The sequence below is a fragment of the Streptococcus sp. ALY_211 genome (assembly GCF_058314555.1).
In genome coordinates this window covers 1-11,094 of record NZ_JBZFUN010000008.1, presented here as the reverse complement: position 1 = coordinate 11,094, position 11,094 = coordinate 1, and the positions used below count along the sequence as shown (strand labels likewise).

Below are 11,094 nucleotides of genomic sequence, written 5' to 3'. Positions count from 1 at the left end.
TATGTCAAACAAACCAACATCTGCTTATGTGCACATTCCTTTTTGCACACAAATTTGCTATTATTGCGATTTTTCCAAGGTCTTCATCAAGAATCAGCCTGTCGACGATTACCTAGCTAGCTTGATCGAAGAGTATAAGAGCTATGACATCCATAACCTTCAGACCTTATATATCGGCGGTGGTACCCCGACTGCCATCACAGCTGACCAGCTGGATTATCTCCTGACTCATTTGGAAAATGAACTCGATTTAGAGCAGCTTGAGGAGTTTACTATCGAAGCCAACCCGGGTGATTTGACACCTGATAAGATTGCTGTTCTTGAAAAGTCAGCGGTCAATCGAGTTTCCCTCGGTGTACAGACCTTTGATGATAAGGAGCTCAAGCGTATCGGCCGCAGTCATAATGAAGCGCAGATCTACACGACTATACGTGATCTCAAGGCTGCAGGCTTCGACAATATCTCAATCGATCTGATCTATGCCCTGCCCGGTCAGACCATGGAGCAGGTCAAAACGAATGTAGAAAAAGCCCTATCTTTAGAGATTCCCCATATGAGCCTCTATAGCCTCATTTTGGAAAACCATACAGTCTTTATGAACAAGATGCGTCGTGGTCGTCTCAATCTTCCGACGGAGGATTTGGAGGCAGATATGTTCCACTACATTATCGATGAGTTGGAGAAAAATGGATTTGAGCATTATGAGATTTCTAACTTCTCCAAGCCTGGCTATGAGAGTCGCCACAATCTTGTCTACTGGGATAATGTGGAGTATTACGGTGTCGGCGCAGGAGCATCGGGGTATTTAAACGGCGTTCGCTATCGCAATCGCGGACCTATCCAGCACTACCTCAGGGCTATCGCAGAAGAAGGACATTCTCGTTTGCATGAGGAGATTCTAAGCAAAGCCGAGATGATGGAGGAGGAGTTCTTTCTGGGCCTGCGCAAAAAATCTGGTCTATCCATCTCAAGATTTGAAGAGAAATTTCAGGAAAATTTCCAGAAGCGCTACGGTCAGATTGTAGAAGACTTGATTAGAGATGGCCTTTTGCAAGTGACTGGAGATCGCTTACGCATGACCAAGCGAGGCCTCTTTTTAGGAGATACTGTCGCAGAAGCCTTTATACTAGATGATAAATGAGTGAGCATTATGGGAAAAAAATTTAAAGTAGATTATCAAATTCCATTTTTTGAAAGTGATGTCAACCATCAGGTTAAATTGCCCCACCTGCTGTCCTATGCCTTACAGGTTTCTGGCTTGCAGTCCGAAAGCTTGGGCAATACAGATGATTGGCTACTGGAACAGTTCAATCTGGTTTGGGTTATTACAGATTACCAGCTAGATATTGAGCGTCTGCCTCGCTATGCGGAGACCATCACAGTAGAAACAGAAGCCATCGCCTATAACAAACTCTTTTGCTACCGAAATTTTTATATCTATGGAGAAGATGGCCAGAAGATCATCGAGATTGCATCGACCTTTGTTCTAATGGATTACGATACTCGCAAGGTCGTATCGGTCAAAGATGAGATCGTTGCACCCTATGGTTCACAGAAGATTAAAAAGATCATCCGTGGTCCCAAGTACAGTAAGCTAGATCAAGCAGATGAGACCCTTTTTCATGTGCGCTACCTAGACTTAGACATGAATGGCCATGTCAACAACAGCAAGTACTTAGAGTGGATGTACGAAGCGCTGGATGTGGACTTTCTTAAACACCATGTCCCTAAAGTTGTCCATCTTAAGTATGTCAAAGAAATCCATTACGGCAGCGATATTTTATCAGCAGTCGAGCAGACAGGCCTAAAGACCAAACACGAAATCCGTACCAGTGACGGTCTGCATGCTCAAGCTGTGATTGAATGGCGAGAGAAAGACTAAAAGAAAGGTGAGATAATGACCTACCAAGGCTATTTGATTGATTTAGATGGGACTATTTACCGTGGCAAGGAGCGTATCCCTGCTGGAGAGCGCTTTATTGCTAGGCTGCAAAAAGAGCAAATTCCCTACATGCTGGTGACCAATAATACCATGCGAACACCTGAGATGGTACAGGATATGCTGGCGCAGCAGTTTCATGTAGAAACACCGCTAGAGACGATTTATACAGCTACCCTAGCGACAGTGGATTATATGAATGATATGGCGCGTGGTAAGACGGCCTATGTCATCGGGGAAGTCGGTCTGAAGTCAGCCATCACTCAAGCGGGTTATAGGGAAGACACGGAAAATCCTGCCTATGTTGTTGTTGGTTTAGACCGTGAAATCACTTATGAAAAATTAACCATCGCTACCCTAGCTATTCAGCGTGGAGCCCTTTTTATTGGGACTAATCCTGATCTAAATATCCCTACAGAGCGTGGTCAGCTACCAGGAGCGGGCTCTCTATTAGCACTGATTGAAGCAGCGACAAGGGTCAAACCGGTCATCATCGGTAAGCCAGAAGCTGTTATTATCAATAAGGCCTTAGAGCGTTTAGGTGTTGCCCGAAATCAAGCTGTTATGGTCGGTGACAACTATATGACCGATATCATGGCAGGGATAAAAAATGATCTAGCAACCATCTTAGTAACCACAGGCTTTACCAAGGCTGAAGAAGTGGCTGATCTGCCTGTACAGCCCAGCCATGTCTTATCGAGCTTAGATGAGTGGAAAGTTTGATGAAAGCAAAAGTAGAACCCATTATCACAGTTTTTTGGCTGCTTAGCCTTGCTATTTTGGAAACGATTTACCTAGCTTGGGCGATCTACCCATTAGAGAATCACTGGCTGGGTCTTGCAGATACGGTCTACATGAGCGATAAAACGCTCTATTACAATATCAATCACCTCATGAAGTATTTGACCCTGCCTTGGATGACCGAGCTTAGGATGCCAGATTTCCCTTCCTCTAAAGATGCTCTAGCCCATTTTAGAGATGTCAAGCACCTCTTTCATTTAGCCCAAGCCATCTTCCTACTAGGGCTCTGGCCGGCTGTCCATTTTCTAAGACAGCAGTGGCGTTCTCGTTCCCTCTGGCTTTTTAAACGCCTTTGGCTGATCTTGATTGCTCTGCCTCTTGTACTTGGAGCTCTAGGTTACCTGATAGGATTCCAAGCCTTTTTTACTCTCTTTCATCAGTTACTTTTTCCTGGTGCTAGCAACTGGCTCTTTAATCCCTATACGGATCCCGTTATCTGGGTCCTACCAGAAGCCTTTTTTCTGCATGCCTTCATCATCTTCTTTGTGAGTTATGAAGGGATCATGCTATCCTTACTAGCCCTATCCAGATTAAGCTACAAGCGCTATCAAAAAGAGAGATCATCTGATCAAAATCGTGCTTTCTTCTTAGAATAACCTGTTATTAAGCTCATTTGGGAAATAGACAGAGCTTTTATCTATACCTCTTTAGATTTGGCTTCCTTTCTTTAGTTGGGACTAAGTCCCTTAATTACTTAAAAAAAGATGAAATCAGTTAGGAAAAGGGACTGCTATTTTCTGAAAAGATTGCTATAATGAAAGAAAGATTTTTAAAGAGGAGATTATCATGGAAGAAACATTTTTTATCTTAAAGCCGGATGCCCTTAGGCGTGGACTGGTTGGTGAAGTCTTGCACCGCATTGAGCGTCGTGGTTTTCGTATCACACGCTTAGAGCATCGTCTGATTGATCCTGAGATCTTAAAGCAGCACTATTCAGCCTTGGTCGACAAGCCTTTCTTTGCTTCCATTTCGGATTTTATGATGAGCGGCCCTGTCATCGTAGGAACCCTGACTGGTGTTGGGGCTATTCAGGCTTGGCGTGATATGCTTGGAGCTACAGATCCTGCTAAAGCCCTTCCCGGTACGATTCGTGGTGATTTTGCTCTTGGTGCTGAGCCCGATCAGGCAATTCAAAATATTGCCCACGGCTCAGACTCTCCAGAGTCAGCCCAACGAGAAATCAGAATCTGGTTCCCTCAGAGATAAAAGACACTCGACTGCCTTTTATCATAAGAATAATCTATGAAAATACTCTAGGCGTTAGACTAAAAACTAACTCAAGGGTATTTTTTAATGACTTCCAGTAAGACTGAAGCTCTGTATTTTAACCCACAAGAAGATTGTAAAGACAAGGTTGTACCCTCAAACGGCCTACTGCTTAAAAATGTATAGTTGCTTCACTGCTCTAATAAATAGTGATCTTGGTAGGAGTATCTGACACCGCTCGATGAAATAAGACTTTTCTCTGATAAACTGATGGCGAATCAGCTTTTAGGGCTTATAGGACGGTGACTGTTCAATCGCATCCTACCAGTAAATCCACTTTGGTGATAGGTGGATTTTTTGCTATAATGGTCTTACTAAGAATCTGATTTAAAGGAAAAACTATGGACATTCAAGAACTAAAAAGACGCCAAGAGAAAATTCGTAACTTCTCCATCATTGCCCATATTGATCACGGGAAGTCAACTTTGGCTGACCGTATCTTAGAAAAAACCGAAACAGTGTCAGACCGTGAGATGCAGGCTCAGCTTCTTGATAGCATGGATCTAGAGCGAGAGCGTGGGATTACTATCAAGCTCAATGCTGTTCAGCTCAATTACACGGCAAAAGACGGAGAGACTTACATCTTTCACCTGATCGATACACCAGGGCATGTAGACTTCACCTATGAAGTGTCCCGTTCTCTGGCTGCTTGCGAAGGGGCAGTCTTAGTGGTCGATGCAGCTCAAGGGATCGAAGCGCAGACCTTAGCCAATGTTTACTTGGCTCTGGATAACGATTTGGAAATCCTCCCCGTCATCAATAAGATTGACTTACCTGCGGCAGACCCAGAGCGTGTTCGCCAGGAAATTGAAGATGTCATTGGGCTAGATGCTAGTGAGGCTGTGCTGGCCTCTGCCAAGGCTGGTATCGGTATTGAAGAGATTCTTGAGCAAGTTGTTGAGCAGGTTCCTGCTCCGACAGGAGATGTTGAAGCCCCCCTACAAGCCCTCATTTTTGATTCCGTTTACGATGCCTACCGTGGTGTCATCCTCCAGATCCGTATTCAAAATGGAATCGTTAAACCAGGTGATAAGATACAGCTCATGAGTAATGGCAAGACCTTTGATGTGACCGAGGTTGGGATTTTCACCCCTAAGGCTGTCAGTCGTGACTACCTTGCGACTGGCGATGTAGGCTACATCGCAGCCTCGATTAAGACGGTAGCAGATACACGGGTCGGTGATACTATTACTCTGGCGGATAATCCAGCTGCTGAGCCGCTCCACGGCTACAAGCAGATGAATCCTATGGTCTTTGCGGGGCTCTACCCTATTGAGTCAAACAAGTACAACGATCTACGTGAAGCACTTGAAAAGCTTCAGCTCAACGATGCTAGCCTTCAGTTTGAACCTGAGACCTCTCAGGCCCTTGGTTTTGGCTTTCGCTGTGGCTTCTTAGGACTTCTTCACATGGATGTTATCCAGGAGCGACTGGAGCGAGAATTTAATATTGATTTGATCATGACGGCGCCATCGGTCGTTTACCATGTCAATACGACAGATGGAGAACTATTAGAAGTTTCCAACCCATCAGAATTTCCTGAGCCTACTCGTGTTGACAGTATTGAAGAGCCTTTTGTTAAGGCACAGATTATGGTGCCACAGGAGTTTGTTGGCTCAGTCATGGAACTTTGCCAGCGCAAGCGTGGTGATTTTGTGACGATGGAATATATTGATAATAACCGTGTCAATGTCATCTACCAAATCCCTCTAGCTGAAATTGTCTTTGATTTCTTTGATAAGTTAAAATCCTCTACCCGTGGCTATGCCAGCTTTGACTATGAAATCTCTGAGTACCGCAATTCCAAGCTGGTTAAGATGGATATCCTCCTTAATGGTGAGAAAGTTGATGCGCTCAGCTTCATTGTTCACAGTGAATTTGCCTATGAGCGTGGAAAACTTATCGTTGAAAAACTCAAGAAAATCATCCCACGTCAACAATTTGAAGTGCCTATTCAGGCAGCCATTGGCCAAAAGATCGTAGCACGATCCGATATCAAGGCTCTGCGTAAAAACGTCCTTGCCAAGTGTTATGGTGGTGACGTTTCTCGGAAACGCAAACTCTTAGAAAAACAAAAGGCTGGTAAGAAACGCATGAAAGCCATCGGATCAGTAGAGGTGCCACAAGAGGCCTTCCTTTCAGTCCTATCCATGGACGAAGATGAGAAAAAATAAGTCTACAAGGCTAGGGAAATCACATGCCTAATAGACAGTGACAATAAAAAAATAGAAAATTCCTTAGAATTTTCTATTTTTTTACGGATAAATAGGTGTAGGACGTTTGATTTTGTCTATTTTCGGGCAGTATGATAAACTAATCCTAATTTTAATCTACAATACTGAGGAAAGGTATATAATGATGAGAAAACGAATGTACAAGGCGAAGAAACACTGGATTGTTGCAAGTGCAGTCTCGGTCGCTATTTTAGGGGCGGGAACAAGGGTTCAAGCTCAAGAACAACCAAGTGGCCAGACAGAAGGCCAGATAGTAGAGGTTGTACAAAGAGATCAAGCAAGCACTCCTGAGTTAGATCCTGCTGCTAGTCAGACCACTCCAGATGAGCCTTCTTCTAGCTCATCTGTTCCCCAAAATCCTCAATCTAGTCAAGTAGTAGAGGAAGGGGCGACAGTAGAGGCGGAAACTACTCCTAAAACACAGTCAGCTCCCCAATCTACTGAACATAAGGCAACACAGAGTACCTTTTCTCTTCCAGAGACCAATCTTTCTCATCCTGCTAGCACGAGCAAGATTGTAACAGCTCCAAAGCCTGCCAGTGTAGCGACTATCGCTAAGGCAAAAGATAAATCAAGCTTTACTGATGTTTCTCTAAACAATCAAAAGCTAGTCCTTCGATACAAGAAAAAGATCAGCAAAGGTGAATTGATTAAATTTGCCCTCTGGTCAGATAGAAAAGGTCAGGACGACCTGGTCTGGTACCAAGCTGATAAGACCGGTGCTGCTTATATTGATCTAAGTAAGCATAAGGATTCTGGGAAATATCATATCCACACATATTCTCTAATCAAGGGGAAAATGCTTGGCCGACAGGCGCAAACTATCAGCGTATCGTTGCCAAAAGATACTGGACAAACTAAAGCGACTAAACCAACAGCAAAGACTACAGTCAAGCTGGGCAGTAAAGGTATCGAAATAGCCTCACAAACTAAGGGAATTAAAGAGCTGAAGCAATTACGTTATGCCGTTTGGTCTGAGACCAAGGGACAAGATGACATCAAATGGTACTCAGCTGACCAAAATGGAAGAGCCATAGCTCCTTATAAAGAACACTCCGGATATGGAAAATATAATGTCCACACTTATTTAGAGCAAGCAGGTAAAATGATAGGTCTGGGAAAAACCAGCCTAACGATAGCTAAGCCCAATGTTAAAGCTAAAGCAACTCGCAAGTCCGATTTTAGTTATATGGTAACCCTCACTAGCCTCCCAGCTTATATCACAGCTGTTAAGATCCCTGTTTGGACTAAGAAAAATGGGCAAGATGAGTTGACCTACTATACAGCCAAAAAGGATAGCAAAGGGAATTATTCAGCAGAAGTTTTACTTAAAAATCACAAGTTTGAAAAGGGACAATATATCGCCCACATTTATGGAAATTCTGCTTTAGACAATGGAAAGTCAAAGCTGATCGGTAGCACAGGCTTTACGGTTAGCAAAGCACCAAAACCAACCAAGCCCTCTGTAAAAGTGACCCAGCATAATCCAAAAGCCGGTACTCTCGTTGTTACGATCAAAGAGACATCAAGCTCCAAAAAGCTAGCCAAGCTAGAAGTAGCAGCTTGGTCTCAAAAAAATCAAGCCAATCTCAAATGGTATCAGGCATCGGTAGTCAATGGCAAGGCAAGTCTCACTATCGATCAAAAGTTACATGACTTTATCAAGGGAAATTATCATGTTCATGCTTATCTAACAGATGTAGATGGAGTCAAAACGGGTTACAATCTAGGCCAATACCAGCTCACTAGTGAGAAAAAAATAGGCTATTTTGTTGATATTAGCAGTCACAATGGGGATATTTCTGTTGCCGATTTCAATAAACTAAAAGGTCAAGGTATCACAGGTGTTGTGGTCAAATTAACAGAAGGAACAGGCTATATTAATCCTTATGCAAGTAGCCAAATACAAAATGCCAAGGCAGCTGGCATGAAGGTGTCAGCCTATCATTTCTCACGGTATTCTAATCCTGATCAGGCTAGGGCGGAGGCAAGTTATTTTGCGAACACAGCTCGCTCATTAGGCCTGGGGACAGATGTGCTCATGGTTAATGACATGGAAAGCAACGATATGCTAACAGATGTTAATGGCAATACGCAAGTGTGGACTCAAACCCTAAAGTCTTTGGGGTTCAATAATCTAGCCTATTACACTATGGCCAGCTGGTTGGATAGCCGTGGCGGTAGTCTGAACACCTCTGCATTAGGTCTGCAAAATCTTTGGATAGCCCACTATGTAAATGGCTATACCTATTTATCCCAAAAAGAAGCTCAAGAGTATAGTTACTATTCCGATGCTGCAGCTTGGCAGTATACGAGTGTGTCTACTAAACTAGGGAATTATCTAGACGAAAATATTGATTATACTGGTCGATTTAGTTAAAGCAACAGGCTAGAGACAGCCCACAAATAAGCTATAAACAGATAGTAATACAGAAAAAAAGTGAAATTAGTTAAGATTCCTGCTCCTGGCTCTCTGATCTCCTTAAGGCTTGGGAAATATGATACTGCTAGTATCTAATGAGGTGTACAAGGCTACTAGGTAAGTTTAGTTACTGTCTCTCATTTCCCACCACAAGGTGGTCCATAAAATTGATGAAATACAAAAGGCTGAGAACGTTTATCTCAGTCTTTTTTATCTAGAAATTTCTCACCCAGGTAGGATTTGTCATGGGAAAAAGTATAGGATTGTGGTAAAATAATTTAGAATGGAGGAGGCCTATGATTAAGTTATTTGGAAAGGTTCGCTACCATTGGCAGCCGGAGTTAACCTGGTCCATCATTTATTGGTCCATCACCTTTATCCCAGTGTTTATTGTCATGTCAATGTTCTATGAGCGTCTTAATGTATCCATGTCTGGGCTATTGATGCTTGTCATTTTTATTATGACTTTAGTTGGTTTGGGATTTCATCGCTATTTTGTCATTAGTGAAAATCATAAGTTGTGGATTAATTCTTTCAATTTTCTCAGCCCATTTGAGGTTGATATCGCAGATATTGCCCGTGTCGAAGTGACGAAAGGGTCATTGACATTAGTTTTTGAGAATGATTCCCAAAAAAGATTTTATATGAGAAAGTGGCCTAAAAAATATTTTTTGGACAATTTAGTGTTAGATGAAGCTTTTAGAGGTGAAGTAGAACTTTTAGATCACTCAGACACTCTAGATTATTTTGAGCTTTATCAAAATGATAAAAAAGAAAAGCCCTCGCTTAGGAATCAATCCTGAGAGCTTTAGTTGGACAAGACTTGACAGCGAGCCTATTGTCCTGAGAGTCATCTAAATCAGCAGTCAGTGCATCCGTTTGACTAAATTTGACGATACCGTCATCGTGATAATCAAAGCTGTCAGAATAGGTTTGACACAGACCGCAAGCAATACACTTTTCTGGAATAATTGAAATTTTCATAGTATTATTTTAGTACGGATTTATATATTTTACAAGGGAGGAACATATGTCAAAAAAGCCATGGGAAACACGTATCAATGAGGTTGATGAGCAGGATCTTGATGATGAAGAAATTGTAGAAGAAACAGATCAAGATGACGATACGGATGAAACACGATCTAGTAAGTCATCTAAAAAGCAGAAAAGTCATAGACAGAAGAAAGATCGAATGGCCAGCACTCCTATTTTAACCATTCTCTTGAGCATTTTCTTCTTTATCGTAGTGACGATCCTATTTTTTGTATTTTGGACCTCAAATGGGGGAGGAGCACAGACTTCCAAGAGCGGTCAGTTTTATCAGGCAGCCAAGTCCAGCTCTTCCTCAAGCCAGAAGTCATCAAAAAAATCATCTAGTCAAACTAAAGAAAGTGCCGAGTCTTCTTCAAAACCTTCTTCTACTAGTAAAAGTAGTTCCTCATCTTCAAGTTCATCATCGTCTTCAACGTCATCGTCAGAAGCAGCTGGTGAAACCATCACGGTTCAAGAAGGTGAAGGTGAAGCATCCATTGCTGCCCGGGCAGGGATTTCAGTTGAGGAATTGCGTGCTCTAAATCCAGACCATGTTCAAAATGGTACTTGGTTTGCCTTGCCAGGAGATGAGGTAGTCGTTAAATAAGATGAAACAGATTAAAATTGCTATCGATGGCCCAGCTTCTAGTGGTAAAAGTACGGTTGCAAAAATTATTGCTAAAAATTTAGGCTACACCTACCTTGATACAGGAGCTATGTACCGTTGTGCTACTTACTTAGCCATGACTCACGATCTTTCTGAGGATCAGGTGGATGACCTACTAGCTTTGATTACTCGCTACCCAATTTCATTTGGTGTTGCAGCTGATGGCAGTCAAACAGTATTGCTAGGCGATGAGGATGTGACGTTAGCCATCCGTCAAAATGATGTGACCAATCACGTTTCAGCTATCTCAGCCCTTCCTGAGGTACGTGAAAGATTAGTTGACGAGCAACGCAGAATTGCTGCAAAAGGTGGGATTATCATGGATGGACGTGATATTGGTACGGTAGTCCTTCCGAATGCTGAGCTCAAAATTTTCCTAATTGCTTCTGTCGAAGAACGTGCAGAACGTCGCTACAAGGAAAATCAGGAAAAAGGGATTCCCACTGATTTTGAACAGCTAAAAAAAGAAATTGCAGAACGTGACTACAAAGATAGTCATCGTAAGGTATCACCTCTCAAGGCGGCAGAAGATGCCATTACCTTTGATACGACTGGTATAAGTATTGATGGGGTGGTCGATTTTATTACAGAAAAAGCAAAGAAATTAATGTCAATCGAAATTGATAATGTCTTGAAAAAATCGGTCAGATAAGTGAAAATTGGTTATAATAGTGGTTGAGAGGTATTCCTCTCATGTTTGAATTCTTCATAAGATTTTCCGATTTTATGAAGG

Annotated in this window: 11 protein-coding genes; 10 read left to right on the top strand and 1 reads right to left on the bottom strand. The window is 42.5% G+C overall.

Going from position 1 to position 11,094, the window contains the following annotated elements; all coding sequences use genetic code 11:
• The first annotated feature begins 1 nt into the window (after position 1).
• From hemW to AC4HAJ_RS06950, 8 genes are all read left to right on the top strand, one after another.
• Positions 2–1,141 (top strand): radical SAM family heme chaperone HemW, encoded by a 1,140-nt coding sequence (hemW, locus tag AC4HAJ_RS06985; RefSeq protein WP_491079453.1) that lies wholly within the window; start codon positions 2–4, stop codon positions 1,139–1,141.
• 9 nt (positions 1,142–1,150) lie between these two features.
• The gene (locus AC4HAJ_RS06980; protein ID WP_491079452.1) at positions 1,151–1,882 is read left to right on the top strand and encodes an acyl-ACP thioesterase domain-containing protein; all 732 of its coding nucleotides are present in this window, start codon (positions 1,151–1,153) and stop codon (positions 1,880–1,882) included.
• A 15-nt stretch (positions 1,883–1,897) separates the two neighbouring features.
• Entirely contained in the window at positions 1,898–2,662 is a 765-nt protein-coding gene (locus tag AC4HAJ_RS06975; RefSeq protein WP_491079451.1) for a TIGR01457 family HAD-type hydrolase, read from the top strand.
• Positions 2,662–3,336, top strand: coding sequence for a TIGR01906 family membrane protein (locus AC4HAJ_RS06970; RefSeq protein WP_491079450.1), 675 nt, complete (start codon positions 2,662–2,664; stop codon positions 3,334–3,336). Before AC4HAJ_RS06975 ends, AC4HAJ_RS06970 begins: the two co-directional genes overlap by 1 nt.
• A gap of 190 nt (positions 3,337–3,526) precedes the next feature.
• On the top strand, positions 3,527–3,946 hold the full coding sequence (ndk, locus tag AC4HAJ_RS06965) for a nucleoside-diphosphate kinase (RefSeq protein WP_491079449.1): 420 nt from the start codon (positions 3,527–3,529) through the stop codon (positions 3,944–3,946).
• Between the two features lie 401 nt (positions 3,947–4,347).
• Positions 4,348–6,180: a translation elongation factor 4 gene (gene lepA, locus AC4HAJ_RS06960; RefSeq protein ID WP_491079448.1), complete on the top strand. Its 1,833-nt coding sequence runs from the start codon at positions 4,348–4,350 to the stop codon at positions 6,178–6,180.
• A 181-nt stretch (positions 6,181–6,361) separates the two neighbouring features.
• The gene (locus AC4HAJ_RS06955; protein WP_491079447.1) at positions 6,362–8,620 is read left to right on the top strand and encodes a GBS Bsp-like repeat-containing protein; all 2,259 of its coding nucleotides are present in this window, start codon (positions 6,362–6,364) and stop codon (positions 8,618–8,620) included.
• A gap of 338 nt (positions 8,621–8,958) precedes the next feature.
• Positions 8,959–9,465, top strand: coding sequence for an EbsA family protein (locus AC4HAJ_RS06950; protein ID WP_491079446.1), 507 nt, complete (start codon positions 8,959–8,961; stop codon positions 9,463–9,465).
• Here AC4HAJ_RS06950 and AC4HAJ_RS06945 read toward each other — a convergent pair.
• On the bottom strand, positions 9,449–9,646 hold the full coding sequence (locus tag AC4HAJ_RS06945) for a ferredoxin (protein ID WP_491079445.1): 198 nt from the start codon (positions 9,644–9,646) through the stop codon (positions 9,449–9,451). The genes AC4HAJ_RS06950 and AC4HAJ_RS06945 overlap by 17 nt on opposite strands.
• Before the next feature lie 46 nt (positions 9,647–9,692).
• Here AC4HAJ_RS06945 and AC4HAJ_RS06940 point away from each other — a divergent pair, with 46 nt between their 5' ends.
• Both AC4HAJ_RS06940 and cmk read left to right on the top strand, forming a co-directional pair.
• On the top strand, positions 9,693–10,301 hold the full coding sequence (locus AC4HAJ_RS06940; protein ID WP_491079444.1) for an SAG1386/EF1546 family surface-associated protein: 609 nt from the start codon (positions 9,693–9,695) through the stop codon (positions 10,299–10,301).
• Position 10,302: 1 nt separating this feature from the next.
• Positions 10,303–11,013 (top strand): (d)CMP kinase, encoded by a 711-nt coding sequence (cmk, locus tag AC4HAJ_RS06935; RefSeq protein WP_491079443.1) that lies wholly within the window; start codon positions 10,303–10,305, stop codon positions 11,011–11,013.
• Positions 11,014–11,094: the final 81 nt, after the last annotated feature.